The organism is Bacillus sp. EA-CB0995, assembly GCF_055814245.1.
Map to the genome: position 1 here is coordinate 1,189,891 of NZ_CP169269.1, position 15,062 is coordinate 1,204,952.

The 15,062-nt window shown below is 38.2% G+C and carries 10 protein-coding genes and 5 pseudogenes; 7 read left to right on the forward strand and 8 right to left on the reverse strand.

Going from position 1 to position 15,062, the window contains the following annotated elements:
* Window position 1 precedes the first annotated feature (1 nt).
* Window positions 2–966 (reverse strand): annotated as a pseudogene (locus tag ACEWFJ_RS06230) (DMT family transporter).
* 94 nt (window positions 967–1,060) lie between these two features.
* Between ACEWFJ_RS06230 and ACEWFJ_RS06235 the strand changes: the two are divergent.
* Window positions 1,061–1,635 (forward strand): annotated as a pseudogene (locus tag ACEWFJ_RS06235) (helix-turn-helix domain-containing protein).
* Between the two features lie 33 nt (window positions 1,636–1,668).
* Here ACEWFJ_RS06235 and ACEWFJ_RS06240 read toward each other — a convergent pair.
* Both ACEWFJ_RS06240 and ACEWFJ_RS06245 read right to left on the reverse strand, forming a co-directional pair.
* A pseudogene (locus tag ACEWFJ_RS06240) lies at window positions 1,669–1,856 on the reverse strand (PspC domain-containing protein).
* Window positions 1,857–2,205: 349 nt separating this feature from the next.
* On the reverse strand, window positions 2,206–4,029 hold the full coding sequence (locus ACEWFJ_RS06245; protein WP_473691092.1) for an APC family permease: 1,824 nt from the start codon (window positions 4,027–4,029) through the stop codon (window positions 2,206–2,208).
* Window positions 4,030–4,326: 297 nt separating this feature from the next.
* Between ACEWFJ_RS06245 and gerE the strand changes: the two genes are divergently transcribed.
* Both gerE and racE read left to right on the forward strand, forming a co-directional pair.
* Window positions 4,327–4,551 carry a spore germination transcription factor GerE gene (gene gerE / locus ACEWFJ_RS06250; protein ID WP_020060005.1) on the forward strand — a complete coding sequence of 75 codons (225 nt, stop codon included), beginning with the start codon at window positions 4,327–4,329 and terminating at the stop codon, window positions 4,549–4,551.
* A gap of 343 nt (window positions 4,552–4,894) precedes the next feature.
* Window positions 4,895–5,694, forward strand: a pseudogene (racE, locus tag ACEWFJ_RS06255) (glutamate racemase).
* Window positions 5,695–5,955: 261 nt separating this feature from the next.
* Here racE and ACEWFJ_RS06260 read toward each other — a convergent pair.
* The 5 genes and pseudogenes from ACEWFJ_RS06260 to nirB form a co-directional block, all read right to left on the reverse strand.
* Window positions 5,956–6,405: a precorrin-2 dehydrogenase gene (locus ACEWFJ_RS06260; RefSeq protein WP_473691094.1), complete on the reverse strand. Its 450-nt coding sequence runs from the start codon at window positions 6,403–6,405 to the stop codon at window positions 5,956–5,958.
* Window positions 6,377–7,108 (reverse strand): sirohydrochlorin chelatase, encoded by a 732-nt coding sequence (locus ACEWFJ_RS06265; protein ID WP_473691096.1) that lies wholly within the window; start codon window positions 7,106–7,108, stop codon window positions 6,377–6,379. The genes ACEWFJ_RS06260 and ACEWFJ_RS06265 overlap by 29 nt, the downstream gene beginning before the upstream one ends.
* Window positions 7,105–8,527 (reverse strand): annotated as a pseudogene (locus ACEWFJ_RS06270) (uroporphyrin-III C-methyltransferase). Before ACEWFJ_RS06270 ends, ACEWFJ_RS06265 begins: the two are co-directional and overlap by 4 nt.
* A 59-nt stretch (window positions 8,528–8,586) precedes the next feature.
* The gene (nirD, locus tag ACEWFJ_RS06275; protein WP_098305139.1) at window positions 8,587–8,904 is read right to left on the reverse strand and encodes a nitrite reductase small subunit NirD; all 318 of its coding nucleotides are present in this window, start codon (window positions 8,902–8,904) and stop codon (window positions 8,587–8,589) included.
* 12 nt (window positions 8,905–8,916) lie between these two features.
* Entirely contained in the window at window positions 8,917–11,322 is a 2,406-nt protein-coding gene (nirB, locus tag ACEWFJ_RS06280; RefSeq protein WP_473691098.1) for a nitrite reductase large subunit NirB, read from the reverse strand.
* 607 nt (window positions 11,323–11,929) lie between these two features.
* Between nirB and ACEWFJ_RS06285 the strand changes: the two genes are divergently transcribed.
* The 4 genes from ACEWFJ_RS06285 to ACEWFJ_RS06300 all read left to right on the forward strand — a co-directional run bounded on the left by ACEWFJ_RS06285 (window position 11,930) and on the right by ACEWFJ_RS06300 (window position 14,974).
* Window positions 11,930–12,967 carry a GerMN domain-containing protein gene (locus ACEWFJ_RS06285; RefSeq protein ID WP_473691100.1) on the forward strand — a complete coding sequence of 346 codons (1,038 nt, stop codon included), beginning with the start codon at window positions 11,930–11,932 and terminating at the stop codon, window positions 12,965–12,967.
* Between the two features lie 124 nt (window positions 12,968–13,091).
* The gene (gene rph / locus ACEWFJ_RS06290) at window positions 13,092–13,829 is read left to right on the forward strand and encodes a ribonuclease PH (protein ID WP_473691102.1); all 738 of its coding nucleotides are present in this window, start codon (window positions 13,092–13,094) and stop codon (window positions 13,827–13,829) included.
* Window positions 13,830–13,839: 10 nt separating this feature from the next.
* Window positions 13,840–14,451, forward strand: a complete 612-nt coding sequence (locus ACEWFJ_RS06295) for an XTP/dITP diphosphatase (protein WP_473691104.1) — start codon at window positions 13,840–13,842, stop codon at window positions 14,449–14,451.
* Between the two features lie 16 nt (window positions 14,452–14,467).
* On the forward strand, window positions 14,468–14,974 hold the full coding sequence (locus ACEWFJ_RS06300) for a metallophosphoesterase family protein (protein ID WP_098305129.1): 507 nt from the start codon (window positions 14,468–14,470) through the stop codon (window positions 14,972–14,974).
* The last annotated feature ends 88 nt before the right edge of the window (window positions 14,975–15,062 follow it).

Below are 15,062 nucleotides of genomic sequence, written 5' to 3' on the forward strand. Positions count from 1 at the left end.
ATTATGCTGTTTTCTTTCGTTTTGTAACAGGGACAGAGCGGTTTAAAATGCTGTTTGCTATCATTCCAATTATGATAACAATCATCCCAATTAAAGATAATCCAGTAGGCCAAGAACCGTTTAAAAATAGAATTTCACCGAGAACAGTAAATATCATTGTTCCTGCTTGAGTCGCCTCTACTGCTCCTAACAAAGCAAAATTGTTTTTTGCAAGGTCAGTAGCAAAGAAAAATGTCATTGTGGCAATAACGCCAGAACATAGTGCCAATAAGAAACCTTGCATCATTTGCCCAGATGTTGGTATGCCAGTTGTAGACCATCCGTAAATTACCAATATAATACTGACGGGAAGACTGCCGATTGCCATACCTAACACACGTTGAAATGTATCTAAACGTCCCCCGACAACTTCCATCATTTTTCTGTTACCGAAAGGATATAGGAATGCAGCGATAACTACAGGTAGGAAACCGGATAAAAATTGAGAAACAGTAATGTGCCCAGCTTCTGTTGCTTGCATGCAAATGACACCTACTAAAATAAATAAGGAAATGAGCAAGCTTCGTATTGGGATTTTACCGCGAACTCGTTTTGTTCCTGATTTCGTTTCAACTGTAATAAAAAAAGCGGAGACAATAATAAGCCAGCTAGGATTGTCGTTTGCCATGTACCTGCAACGAGCCATGCAGGACTAAATACAGCGGCGAAGCTTAATAAGGAATAAAATCCAACGCCGGCTAATGTGCCGAAACTAATCCATGCCAAAGGGTGTCTTCGCATTTCTGTCCATAATGGACGAAGGTTTTTGCGAAATAAGACGATAAAGAATAAAATAGGTAAAGCGAATAAAAATCGGAAAGAAGCGGTCCAAGCCCAGCTTGTGCCTGATACGTTCATAGCCCGGTTTATAATAAATGTAGCGGAAAAAAAGGCGGATGATAAAATGCCTAATAAAATTGCACGCATTACGTTCGCTCCTTTTTATAAAGTGATGTATATTATAATATTCCTTTTATATTAAAAAGTAAACTATAATGTATTTTAGGATGTGAGGATACATATGCGAGAACAAGAAGATATACAGACGAAAGAAGTTATTCAACAAGTTGGTCAGCTGTTGAGACAAATACGAAATGAACAAAAATTAAGTTTAGAAGAATTAGCGAAAAAAACTGGTGTTAGTAAATTAACATTAGGAAAAATTGAAAGGGGGAAACAAACCCTACATTGGGCGTGATTTGGAAAATTACAAAGGGATTATCCATTCCGTTGTCACGGCTTATGGTTGTAGGAGATACAATAAATGTTTCACGCTGTGGAGAAGGGTTCACTGTAGAGGAAGAAAGTCAAACTTGGCGATTAGAGACTATATTTCGCTATGCAAAAGAAACAGGGATGGAAATGCATCGTGCTTGTTTGCAGCCGAATAGCACATACGAAGCAGATCCGCATCATGAAGGAGCCATTGAATTTGTAACAGTAATGAAAGGGAAAGTTTCCATTCAAGTTGAACAAGAAGTATATAAATTAAACGAATTTGATTCTATCCAATTTGAAGCAAATCGAAAGCATAGCTATGAAAATAAGGGAAATGAAGTAGCAGTTCTACATTTAACAATGAAATATTCATCGTAAAATAATAAAAAGGCACCGGTGGAACCGGTGCCTTTATTCAGAAGATTGTGGCATAAGTAACATAAGAATAAAATAAGCTAAAAAGCCTGTTCCGAAAAATAAAATTGCAATTATCCAAAGAATACGGATCATATTTGTGTCCACACCGAAGTATTCCCTAAGCCACCACAAACACCGATAAACACTTTATCTGTTGAAGATTTACATAATTTTTTATCCATGATGAAATCCTCCCCTTTTCGTGATTCACCATTTTCCTATGTAGTAGTGAATACCTATGCTGTTATCCTGCATGGAAAGAAATATAGGAACTATCGAATTATATTATGTTTTTGGGGGAAGATTACAGTTTTATCCCACTATTTGTAGGGAGTAAGATCCACTACCTTAAGATTCAGAGAGGAGCAAGGAAGATAGGTGATGGAGAACTGATGGAAGTTTCACTTTATATGGTTACTGTTTTTTATTATTTCGTGTGTTTGCATGGGAAATATAAACATAAATAATAAACCAAAAGCAATGATTAAAAATAAATCATTGCTTTTGGCTTTCTATAAGGATAAAGCATCTTTATTTCTTAAATCGATACGGGACAGTTGAAACGATAACATTCTTTTTATACAAAAGATATATTCTTAGTAAAACACTCGATTGGTTATGCAAAAAGTTATGCCAATTTTTTTTCGTAATAAATTGCGGAATGAGAACGGTAACTGCATAATGTTCCTCTTCTGCTTTATCTTGAATTGTAGTTACTAATTTTTTTATGGGTCTCATTAAGCTTCGGTAAGAGGAAACCAATGTAACAAGACGAATGTTGGGTTGCCACGCATTCCATTTCTCCTGTATTTTGATCTCGCTTTCTTTGTCGAAGGCCACGTAAACAGCAATGACAGTATCTCCAATAGATTCAGCGTAATTGAGCGATTGTTCCACTACCTTTGTAATTCCAGCAATAGGTACGATGACGACGTTGCCCTCGATTTTTTGAGGTGATTCATTAGGGTTTATACGTAGTTGTTCACCTACCGCGTCATAATGTTTATAAATGCGATGGAAGGTAAATACAATAATGGGTAAAAATATGAAAATGGCCCAAACTTGCATAAATTTTGTAACAAAGAAAATGAGCAGTACGGTTAAGGAAATGAGTGCTCCTAATAAATTAGTGAGTAATTTTGGTAACCACCCTTCTGGTTTTTCCCGAATCCATTTTATAATCATACCTGTTTGTGACAAGGTGAAAGGGAGAAATACACCCACTGCGTACAATGGAATTAAATGTTCGGTTTTCCCGTGAAACGTAATAATTAAAATAATGGAAGCAAAACTGAGTGTGATAATACCGTTTGAATACCCTAAGCGATCACCACGCATCAAATACATGCGAGGCATATATTTATCTGATGCTAAGTTGTAAGCTAACAATGGAAATGCTGAGAATCCGGTATTGGCAGCTAACACTAAAATAAGAGCAGTTGCTCCTTGAATAAAGTAGTAAACAAAGTTTCTTCCAAATACATTGGAAGCGATTTGAGAAACAACAGTTTCAGTATGTTTAGGAGCAATGCCGTACCAATATGCTAAAAAGGTAATGCCAGTGAATAAAACGGCAAGAATCGCTCCCATCATGACTAATGTATTGGCAGCATTTTTAGCAGCGGGTTCTTTAAAGTTTGGAATGGCGTTGGAAATTGCTTCAACACCCGTTAATGCAGAACACCCGGATGAGAATGCCTTTAATAAGAAGAATAATGTAATTCCAGGTACTGCCGTACCAATAGGTGTGTGCAAAGTGGCCGGTGCTTGTCCAGATGTAATTTTAAACATCCCAACAATAATTAAAATAACGAGCGCTAGCACAAAGAGATAGACAGGATAAGCTAATACAGAGGCAGATTCCGTTACCCCTCTAAGATTGAGAATTGTAATAAGAATAACGAGTATAACAGCGATAGGAATGGTGTACCGATGTAAAGTCGGAAACGCAGATGTAATGGCATCTGTTCCTGCTGATACACTTACTGCTACTGTAAGGATATAATCTACCAACAATGACCCACCGGCGATGAGGCCTGCATTTACGCCTAGATTTCTTTTAGAAACTACATAAGCTCCGCCCCCGTGTGGGTAAGAATAGATAATCTGTCGGTATGATAAAATAAGTGCTGCCAATAGAACTAAAACACCGACAGCGATAGGAATGGAGTACCAAAATGCAACTGCTCCAATTGTTACAAGAACAATTAATATTTGTTCTGTTCCATATGCAACTGAGGAAAGCGCATCAGAAGACAGGATAGCCAGCGCTTTTAATTTATTTAACTTCTGCTCTCCTAATGCTGTTGATTTTAAAGGTCGCCCAATTAAAAATCTTTTGACTGTAGAAAACATATTTACACCACCAATATGCAAAATTTCCATGAATAGATACTATGTAGTATGAGCGTCTTGTAGCCAAATATTTAGTAAGGAAAGAGGTAATAAATGGGGAGTTTTTATTTAATGGGACATTGTGTAAAACAGAGAAGAATAAAAATGAAATACAAACAACTTTTTTATAATTAAAACATGGAATTTCTCTTCGTTTTTATTCACCACCACTTACCTCTATTCATACAATATCATGACTAAATAAACACCCAACTTACACATATACAGCTCTGGCTTAAGCAAGGAGGGTTATACCAATTGAAGGAAAAAGAATATCAATCCAAACCGTTGCTCACAAAAAGAGAAAGAGAAGTGTTTGAGTTACTTGTTCAAGATAAAACAACAAAAGAAATTGCAAGTGAACTTTTTATTAGTGAAAAAACCGTACGTAACCATATCTCAAATGCAATGCAAAAGCTAGGGGTTAAGGGACGTTCACAAGCGGTTGTTGAGCTCCTTCGTATGGGAGAGCTTGAATTATAAGGGATGAAGCCGGCTTTTATATAAGGAAAAGCCGGTTATTTTTGTATGTTGCAAATTACTAGAAAAAGGAGGAGAATAAAAAGGTCTAACATGTACATAAAGTGAAGCTTCTATCAGTGGGGGATCTTTATTTCCAAACTGATGGAAAGCTCTTACCAATCGGGCTCTTATGGGCAGTTATCTTCTTCCTCCCTTCTTTGATTTCTCGGAATCTTGAATTGGAAGTTTTATTGCCTGTTAGAATGGGATGAAGTGAACCTTCTATTAGTCTATGTATGTTGTACTGATGATGAGTGCACGATTTGGGAATGTACGCTTAGATTATGAAAGAGAAAACGGGGCGATTGTTTTGAATAGAGCGATTGGTGTAATTGATTCAGGCGTTGGCGGATTAACAGTAGCGAAAGAATTAATTCGGCAATTACCGAAAGAGCGAATTATATATTTAGGAGATACAGCACGTTGCCCGTACGGTCCGCGATCGCGTGAAGAAGTAAGACAATTCACATGGGAAATGACAGAGTATTTATTGGCGCAGGATATTAAAATGCTTGTCATTGCTTGTAATACTGCGACAGCAGTTGTACTTGAAGAAATGCAAAAAAATTGTCTATCCCAGTGGTAGGGGTAATCCACCCAGGTGCGCGCACTGCACTTAAAATGACAAATACGTACCATGTTGGTGTAATAGGCACGATTGGAACAGTGAAAAGTGGTGCGTATGAAGAGGCACTAAAATCAATTAACAACCGCGTATTAGTAGAGAGTTTAGCTTGCCCACCGTTCGTTGAGCTTGTAGAAAGCGGGAATTTTGAGAGTGAAATGACGTATGAAGTGGTAAGAGAAACGCTACAACCATTGAAACAAACTGAAATCGATACGCTGATTTTAGGATGTACGCATTATCCAATTTTAGGGCCAGTTATTAAACGGGTCATGGGTGATTCTGTGCAATTGATTAGTTCAGGTGATGAAACAGCTCGTGAAGTGAGCACCATTTTATATCATAGTAAGATGCTGCATGGCAGAGAAGAGCAAAGTGATCATCTTTTTTTAACAACAGGAGAAATTGATGTGTTTAAAGAAATTGCTTCCAAATGGTTTGGGCAACCAATTGAGAATGTGAAGCATATCATTTTATAAAGAGGCTGTTTTCATAGCTATCAAATTAAGAGAATAATATAAAAAGACAAAAAGACCATCCTTATTCAGTGTGTATCTGAAAATGAAAGGATGGTCTTTGATTTTACTGAATTGTACCCCGAATAGTAGCCGCTCTGAGGGAAAGTTCATTATTTGGGTTGTAGTGTAGTTCAAGGGTGAATGAAAGTTACTGCTCGTAAGAGTCTGATTAGTTCAACTAATCAACAGTAGGGATGAAGAAAACTCCCACTGTTGGAAGTCTCACTTTATAAGCTGTGAAAGAACAGCTGTTAGTTTTTGTTTGATTTGTTTTGCAAATGCTGGATCTTTACCTGAAGTGGATATACTTACAATATACTCGTTATTTCGAATAATTGCGGGCGTGTGAAAAGATGATTGCGTGCCATCACTTACGATATTAACCCACTGAAAATCATGCGCTGCTTGTTTGACCATCATATTTACATCGTGATGATTTGTTGCAGCATAAATGAGATGAGCATCTTTTATATCTTCCTCTGTAAATGCTTTTTGTTTCCATGTAATATAGGAGAGCTTCTCCATTTCCTCACAAATGTCTGGGCTCACAACAGTGACAATGGCTCCTGTATCCTTTAATCCAACCGCTTTTCGGTATGCGATTTTGCCACCGCCGATGATGACAACGATTTTGCCTTTTAGATTAAATATAAGAGGATATAGGTTGCACATGTATATATTCCTCCATTCGTTCTAATAATGCGGACTTCATATAGGGATCAAATTGAAGGCAGTTGCATGTTGTAACGTTCGTATATGTGTGTGCATGGCGCTCAATTTTCCGGAGTAGTAATCCAGTAAAGAGAAGGTATGGCATGACATATACATGTTGAGCTGATGATGCTATACCATTGAGTTCTTCGGTAAAAGAAGGTGCTCCTTTTGTTAAAAAAGAGCAGGAAACGGGCATGCCGATTTTTCGCTCAACTGCTGATCCGATTTGCTGCAATTCATGTATAGGCTGAGGATCACTACTACCTCGGCCGACGAGTAGAATTTTGCTACCTTGTGTGGGCATGGCTTCATGTATTCTTTTGATTACAAGTTCAATCATGAGCGGGTGTGTACTAAAAGGTGGTACAACTGAAAATGTAATATGCGGATAGCGCTTTTGTATTTGCTCAATTTCAAAAGGAACGTCACGTTTATAATGAGCAGCTGCAAATAATAAAACAGGGACAAGTAAAACTTCAGTTGCTCCGTCTAGAATCGCTTCTGTAATCGCATCCTGGACAGTTGGTGTTGTGAGTTCAAGAAAGCCAATTTTTTGGATATTTTCACTCCGCTCTTTTATAACGGACTGGACAAAGTGAATGAATTGTTCATTTCCTTCTTGTAATCGGCTACCGTGCCCAATATAAACAATCCCTTTCATTGTGCCGCCACTTCTTTCTCATTAAAAATAGCTTGTAATTCATAATCAATGTTCTGTAATCCGACTTTATTTGCATACTGCAAAGTGAGTTCATCTGTATACGAGAATGGTAAATTGAAAATATGCATGAAACCAAGGCGTTTGATCTCTGCTATAAATGTATCAATTGCGGCACGCCCTTCAAATACAATGCTATCCCATGTAAATTCAGAGAGCATACGTGTATGAATTTCATCAAAACGATGATCTATTTTATATTCATGTGTCATTATATAAGAACCGGGGCCAATTTTTTCTTGAATAACGGCAATTCGATTGATGTTTCGCCCTAAATACACAGTTGATTCTGCAGAAAATTTTGCTGGTTCACCGAAGAGTCCATATTGCATAAGTACCTCTTGAGTGCCGCTATTCATATACTGCAGTTCCCCCTGCAAGGAACGAACATCTTTACGATGTTGTGCACATGATTGCAACAAAATTGCTACGCTTTCGGCTGAACAAAAAACAAGACGTTTAGCGTCAAATATTTCACGGAGTTGTTCCTGTGTTAATGTGTATTCTTGTTTTTTGAAAGTTGGAATCTGATATGTTTCTGCTCCGGCTTCTTGTAAATTTTGCTCTGCTTTACTTGTTTTATTTGATGAAGAGGCGAGCAAAACTTTTTTCCGTGTAGTGGCTTATGTTCTTTCCAAGCAATTTGTTTTCGCAAGGATACGACATCTCCAACAATTGTCATGGAAGGATTTGAAATGTGTTCTTTTTTGACTCTGTCAACAATTGTGGATAGAGTACCTGTAACGACTCGCTGTCTTCCTGTTGTACCCCATTCAATGACTGCTACTGGTGTATTTTTTTCTTTCCTGTTTGTAATAAGTTTTCACAAATGATTGGTAAATTTTTAATGCCCATGTAAAAGGCAACAGTATCACTATTTAAGAGTGAGTTGTAGTTGACATGATCCTGAATCGGTCCCTTTGTATGACCAGTTAGTAATGTCACGCTATTACTGTAGTCGCGATGGGTGAGAGGGATGCCGGCATACGCGCTAGCGGCGATGCTAGATGTAATACCTGGTACAATCTCATATGGAATGTTTTCTGCTGCTAAAGCGGCTGCTTCTTCACCAACTCTGCCAAAGATAGAGGGATCTCCGCCTTTTAAGCGAACAACGGTCTTACCTTCTTTGGCAGATTGAAGTAAATGAGCGTTAATCATTTCTTGGCGCATAATATGATTTGTTGGCATTTTTCCGCAATAGACAAGTTCACATGTTGACTTCGTATAGCGAAGTAAATTTTGATTCAATAAGCGGTCATATAAAACAATATCTGCTTTTTGTAAACACTCCATCGCTTTTTTTGTAATAAGCCCTTCATCACCAGGTCCTGCACCGACTAAATATACGTATCCGTTCATCTCTACACCTCATCTGTTTTTACTGGAAAGGAAGCCGAGAAGAGGCTTCCTTATATAAGCTACATGTATATATAAATATCGCCATCAATAACTTGTACTTCATACGTTTGAATGCAACCATCATCAGGTTTTTGTACTTCACCTGTTAGTAATGAAATTTTCCAATCGTGCAGTGGACAAAAGACAAATTCACCAGAAACAATTCCTTCCGCTAAAGGTCCATTTTTATGAGGGCACCGATTTTCTACAGCACGAATGTCGCCGTTTGCAAGGCGAAATAAGGCAATAGACATATCCTTTATTCGCACTTCCTTACCAATTTGTACGGGAAGATCTACAGCATGCATGATTTTTATTTTTTCTTTCGTTTGTAACATACGAATCGCTCCTTACTTTACAATCTCTACTTCATACATCGTTTTTAATGATTGCGTTTCTAGTGCTTGTCCCCAAGCCTCTTCATATGTGCTACGTGCTTTTTGGAAACGTTCATTTAGCATAGCGACCATACTTTCATCTTGCAGCACTTCTTTTATGTGGTGTAAGCCCATACGCTCTACCCAAGGAGCTGTACGTTCGCCATAAATACCAGTTTCACGATAGTATTGTACGTAAGCTGTGGCAATGCGAAGTACATCTTCCTCCGAAGGGACAATCATTACAAAATCAGCTTCACGCACTTCTGTACCGCCATTACCACCGATATAAAGTTGGAAGCCGTTTTCAACACAAACGACACCGAAGTCTTTCGTTAATGCTTCCGCACAGTTACGCGGGCAACCTGTTACACCCATTTTCATTTTATGTGGTGTATCTACCATTTCTAATGACTGTTCAAGCAACATGCCAAGTCCTAATGAATCTTTTGTACCGAAGCGGCAGAAACGAGATCCGACGCATGATTTTACATTGCGAAGGGACTTCGAGTAGGCATAGCCAGAGTTCATACCAAGGTCGGCCCACACTTTTGGTAAATCTTCTTTTTTAACCCCATATAAACCGATGCGGCTTGCGCCTGTTATTTTCACGAGTGGAACGTCGTACTTCTTCGCAACTTCTGCAATTTTCATTAAATCATCTGCTGTTGTAACGCCGCCGTACATACGTGGAATAACAGAAAATGTTCCGTCATGTTGAATATTTCCATTCATTCTTTCGTTAACGAAGCGGGATGCTTTATCATCGGCATACTCTTCTGGGCAGGCCATACGTAAATAATAATTTAATGCAGGACGGCATTTTGAACAGCCTTCTTCGTGCGCGAAGTCAAGGACGTTTCGCACTTCTTTCGGTGATTTTAAACCTTTCTCATGAATTGCTGCTACAACTTCATCGCGAGATAATGTTGTGCACCCACACATACCTGCAGCCTGAGCAGAAGCATCAAAACTATCTCCAAGTGTATGAGATAGAATTTGTTCAACAACTGGGCGACATTTACCGCAGGATCCTGCAGCTTTTGTGCATCCTTTTACTTCTTCAAATGTCGTTAGGTCTTGTTCTAAAATAGCGTGAACAATGGCTCCTTTTGTGACACCGTTGCATCCGCAAACAGTTTCATCAGCACTCATACTTGCAATATCAAGTCCGCTATCTTCACCAGCTTTGTGAAGAAGAGAAGCTGGTGTATATTCTTGTATATCTTCTTCTTTTTTTAACATGCTGAAGAGGCGTGTGCCATCAGCTGTATCACCATATAAAACAACACCAACAACTTTATTGTCTCGGATTAGTACTTTTTTATAGGAACGTGTACACTCGTCAAATATGGAGATTGCTTTTGTTACCTCATCTTCATAAATTTGACCAGCGGAGAATAAATCGCATCCCGCAACTTTCAGTTGTGTACCGACGATGCTGCCTGTATATCCATCTGTTTGTGTATTTGTAATCTGTTTTGCTAATACAGCACCTTGCTCATAGAGCGGTGCAACAAGACCATAGGCAACCCTTTTATGCTCTGCACATTCACCAACCGCATAGATGGATTGGTCATTTGTTTGCATATAGTCATTGACTATAATGCCGCGGTTCACAAGTAAACCGGCGTCTTTTGCTAACTGTGTATTTGGGCGTATTCCAACAGCCATGACGATTAAATCACAATTTACAATATCGCCATCTGCAAATTGAATGCCCTCAACGTGATCTGTACCAAGAATTTTTACCGTTTTCTTCTCCAGAAGGAACTTCATACCTTGTGATTCTAAGTCTTCACGCAGTAATGAAGCTGCCTTAGCATCGAGCTGTTGCTCCATTAAGTGTGGCATTAAATGAACAACGTGCACGTCCATTCCTAAATCAATAAGCCCTCGTGCGGCTTCTAAACCAAGTAATCCGCCGCCAATTACAACTGCTTTTTTATATTGCTTAGCCGTATCCATCATAAATTGTGTATCTTCGATTGTGCGAAATCCTGTTACACCAGGGAGATTTGAACCTTCCACAGGTAAGATAAAAGCACTGGAGCCTGTTGCGATAATGAGCTTGTCGTACATAACAAGACGATTCTTTTCTGTAACAATGACTTGTTCTTCCCGATCAATATGAAGTACTTTTTCATTTGTATACAACGTAATATCATTTTCTTCGTACCAACTGTATTCGTTCATAATGATATCTTGCATATTTGTTTTTCCTTGTAGGACGTGGGAGAGCATAATACGATTGTAGTTCGGGTGCGGTTCATCTCCAAAAATGGTAATGTCGTATAACGTATTGTTTTGTTTTAAAATTTCTTCGATGCAGCGTATTCCAGCCATACCATTCCCAATCATGACTAAACGTGTTTTCATATTCATGTCCCTTCTTATATGTGAAATATTTAACAAACTTTGATACTTGTATTATAAAAGTTTTAGAAAATAAGGAGATGTGATATTTATCACAGTTTTGGAGGATTCATAAATTGTTCAAATTTGCACATAATTTGCTGTAATCTCCTTTTACATTTGATAATTTTATCTTACTAGTTGTAGGTAGTAAGACCCCACTTCAAGATTCAGAGAAACTAAAAAAGATGGATGGGGGATGAAGCCTCAACTAATGAAAGTTTCACTTCATCCCGCTATTTGCGGGCAGTAAGACCCCCACCTCAAGATTTAGAGAGAAGCAAAGAAGATAGGTGGGGGAACTCCGTAAAAGTCCGATTGGTTCAACTAACCATCAGTGAGGGATAAAACCCCACTGATGGAAGTTTCACTTTATCGCGAAAGAATAATACGGAGACGTTAGTAAAGAGGCTGAAAATATTCCAACAGAGGTAAGGAGTAAGTTTTTGACCATGATATAAAACTTTGCGCAGGTATTTTTTAGAAGAGATAAGTTGTCATCGCTTGTTCTAAAGTGAAAGTTGAGCTCGTATACATGTAGTACAAACTTAGATTTTTAGGAGGAAAGCGTATGCCTAAATCGACTTTCAAATGGCTTGTTTGTGCTACATTAAGTACAGTTTTATTAGCAGGATGCGGATTGTTTGGTAAGGAAAAAGGAACAGAGCAAATTGATCCACCTAAGAAAGTTACCTATACAGACGGTGAGAAGAAAGAAACAGCGAAGCAAGGGGAAACGATAAAACAAGATTTATATCTCGTAGATAAAAATGGTTATGTTGTGCCGCAAACGGTGCAGTTACCTGCTCCGAAAAATAATGCGGTCATTAAGCAATCATTACAATATTTAGTGAAAGATGGACCAGTAACAAATTTATTGCCAAATGGATTTCAAGCTGTACTTCCCGCAGATACTGATATGACAGTTGATGTGAAAAACGGGACAGCGGTTGTTGATTTTTCTAAAGAACTGAAAAATTATAAAAAAGAAGAAGAACGTCGCATTGTAGAAGCAGTTACTTGGACATTAACGCAGTTTAAAGAAGTGAAGAATGTGAAGTTTCGTATGAATGGGCAAGATTTAGCGAAGATGCCTGTTGCTGGTACGCCGATTGGTAATGGATTAAGCCGGGCAAATGGCATTAACTTTGATGATGAGCAAGTGGCTGATATTACAAACACAAAACCAGTTACGTTGTATTTCTTGGCGCAAAATAATAAACAAAATTATTATGTACCAGTAACGCGCCGCGTTGCAGAAGGAAAAGAAAATGAAGTCGCGACAATTGTAAATGAACTTGTAAAAGGACCAGCGCATCAATCAGCGTTAACATACGACTTTAATCCAGATGTGAAGCTAATCAATGAGCCGAAACTTGAAAAAGGAACGGTGACGCTAAACTTTAATGAAAATATTTATGGGAATAAAGGTAAAAGTATGATTTCTGACTATGTACTCCAGTCTCTTGTATTAACTTTAACGGAAAAACAAGGAGTAGAAAATGTGTTAATTCAAGTGAATGGAAAAGCGAATCTTGTTACAGAGAAAGGTGATAAATTAATAAAACCAGTCGCTCGTCCGCAAAACGTGAACACAGGTAGTTTTTAAACAGGAATAATTTGATATACTTAATTTATGAAAAGAAGGGGAACTCCCTTCTTTTATTGTCATACATAACATAATTTTTAAATTGGCTATACTAACATGTAGCAGTTATAAGGGGGTTATTTTTATGCGAGTAGATGGTAGACAAGCATCAGATTTGCGCCGTGTACATATTCATACGAATTATTTAAAACATCCAGAAGGATCAGTATTGATTGAAGTTGGTGATACGAAAGTTATTTGTACAGCAACGATTGAAGAAAGGGTTCCGCCGTTTATGAGAGGCGAGGGAAAGGGATGGGTTACAGCTGAGTATTCCATGCTTCCTCGTGCAACAGAACAGCGTACCATTCGTGAATCGAGTAAAGGAAAAGTAACAGGGCGCACAATGGAAATTCAACGTTTAATAGGACGAGCATTACGTGCTGTGGTTGATTTAGAAGCGCTCGGTGAAAAGACGGTTTGGATTGACTGTGATGTCATTCAAGCTGACGGCGGAACGAGAACTGCTTCTATTACCGGTGCGTATGTTGCGATGGTATTAGCGTTTGAGAAGCTTGTAACAGCAGGGAAAGTATCAAAAATTCCAGTGAAGGATTACTTGGCAGCAACGTCTGTTGGAATCGTTGATGAGAATGGTGTTGTGTTAGATTTAAATTATGCAGAAGATTCTAAGGCAAATGTCGATATGAATGTCATTATGACAGGGAAAGGGCATTTTGTTGAAGTGCAGGGTACAGGAGAAGAAGCGACATTTAGCCGCGGTGAATTGAATGAATTGCTTGATGCAGCAGAATATGGAATTTTACAGCTTATTGAAATGCAAAAAGAAGCGTTAGGCGATATTGTAACTCATATGGAATAGAGGTAAAAATATGAAACAAGTTGTAGTAGCAACAAAGAATGCTGGGAAAGTACGTGAATTTGCGGAGCTATTTGAAAAGTTTGATTTAGAAGTAAAATCACTTTATGATTTTCCTCATATTGAAGAAGTAGAAGAAACTGGTGAAACGTTTGAAGAGAATGCCATTTTAAAAGCGGAACATCTGTGTAAACAGCTAGATGAAATTGTCATTGCGGATGATTCAGGTTTAATTGTAGATGCCTTGCAGGGGAAACCAGGGGTTCGTTCGGCTCGTTATGCAGGAGAGGAAAAGGATGATCAAGCTAACATTCAAAAGGTTCTAGAAGAATTAAAGAATATTTCAATGGAGAAACGGACAGCACGTTTTTATTGCGCATTAGCCGTTGCGTTTCCACAAGAAGATAAAAAACCATTGATTGTAAACGGAACGTGTGAAGGGAAGATTTTAGAACAACAGCGCGGGGAAAATGGCTTTGGTTATGATCCAATCTTTTATGTAGAAGAATACAAAGGCGCAATGGCAGAATTGTCATCCGATGAGAAAAATAAAATTAGTCATCGCGGGCGTGCTCTTCGTAAATTAGAAGAAAAAATTCCAGTATGGTTTTTAGGAGAAGAATAATAAGGGAGCGAAACCGATGAAGGCGTTAATTGTGAGCGATAGTCACGGTTCTGTGAAAGAGCTAAAGCAATTAAAAGAGCGGTATGAGGGAAACGTAGATGTGATGATTCATTGCGGTGATTCTGAATTAACATCTCATCATTCTGAACTAGAAGGGTTTCATGTGGTGAAAGGAAATTGTGATTTTGTTGGTGATTTTCCAAATGACATCATCACAGATGTGCAAAGCACACGTTTTCTTGTAACGCATGGCCATTTATACAATATTAAAATGACGCTGCAAACACTTTTATATCGTGCGAAAGAAGCTGAGGCAAATATTGTTTGCTTCGGTCATTCGCATATATTGGGAGTAGAAATCATAGACGATATATTGTTTATCAATCCAGGAAGTATTCTCTTGCCGCGCTCGCGAAGAGAAAAAACATTTGCTTTACTCGAAATACAAGAAAGCGAAATAGATATTCGTTTTCTTACATTAGATGGTGCAACTGTAGCGGAAAAAACGTTTAAAATAGGGTGAAGAACTTTTCTTCACCCTATTTTAAAAAATGTTGACTTTAATTATTGATAATAATATAATAAAAACTGTCGATGAGACATTAGCAAAA

Bases quoted from the DNA above. Each gene is read 5' to 3' on its own strand.
- ACEWFJ_RS06245 (WP_473691092.1), bottom strand. From the start codon at position 4,029: ATGTTTTCTACAGTCAAAAGATTTTTAATTGGGCGACCTTTAAAATCA.
- ACEWFJ_RS06260 (WP_473691094.1), bottom strand. From the start codon at position 6,405: ATGTGCAACCTATATCCTCTTATATTTAATCTAAAAGGCAAAATCGTT.
- ACEWFJ_RS06265 (WP_473691096.1), bottom strand. From the start codon at position 7,108: ATGAAAGGGATTGTTTATATTGGGCACGGTAGCCGATTACAAGAAGGA.
- nirD (WP_098305139.1), bottom strand. From the start codon at position 8,904: ATGTTACAAACGAAAGAAAAAATAAAAATCATGCATGCTGTAGATCTT.
- nirB (WP_473691098.1), bottom strand. From the start codon at position 11,322: ATGAAAACACGTTTAGTCATGATTGGGAATGGTATGGCTGGAATACGC.
- ACEWFJ_RS06285 (WP_473691100.1), top strand. From the start codon at position 11,930: ATGCCTAAATCGACTTTCAAATGGCTTGTTTGTGCTACATTAAGTACA.
- rph (WP_473691102.1), top strand. From the start codon at position 13,092: ATGCGAGTAGATGGTAGACAAGCATCAGATTTGCGCCGTGTACATATT.
- ACEWFJ_RS06295 (WP_473691104.1), top strand. From the start codon at position 13,840: ATGAAACAAGTTGTAGTAGCAACAAAGAATGCTGGGAAAGTACGTGAA.
- ACEWFJ_RS06300 (WP_098305129.1), top strand. From the start codon at position 14,468: ATGAAGGCGTTAATTGTGAGCGATAGTCACGGTTCTGTGAAAGAGCTA.